This window comes from Bacillus sp. SIMBA_031 (assembly GCF_046535225.1).
Lineage (GTDB): Bacteria > Bacillota > Bacilli > Bacillales > Bacillaceae > Bacillus > Bacillus velezensis.
Genome location: NZ_JAWRXC010000653.1, coordinates 1 through 238, shown reverse-complemented (window position 1 = coordinate 238; position 238 = coordinate 1). Strand labels below are relative to the sequence as shown.

Sequence of the window (238 nt, the reverse complement as noted above, 5' to 3'; positions counted from 1 at the left end):
GAAGGCGACATGACTTTTATCGAGCTGGAAAACGTGGGGTTGGATCTGCCTATCTTTGATGTTCAAGGGCGATCGCTTAAGAAGCGAGTGATGCGCATGGGCAGAAGGAACCGGATCGCGGAGGACACGGACGGTGTTGTCGTTGTCCGCGCATTGGATGACGTGAATTTGAGGCTAGACGCGGGTGATCGGGTCGGTCTAATCGGCCCAAACGGAGCGGGCAAATCTACATTGCTCC

The 238-nt window shown here is 55.0% G+C and carries 1 protein-coding gene; it reads left to right on the top strand.

Features of this window, described 5'->3' with window-relative positions; genetic code table 11:
• Positions 1 to 9: 9 nt before the first annotated feature.
• The coding region (locus SB724_RS21695) for an ATP-binding cassette domain-containing protein (RefSeq protein WP_410573129.1) at positions 10 to 238 on the top strand (229 nt) is incomplete at its 3' end.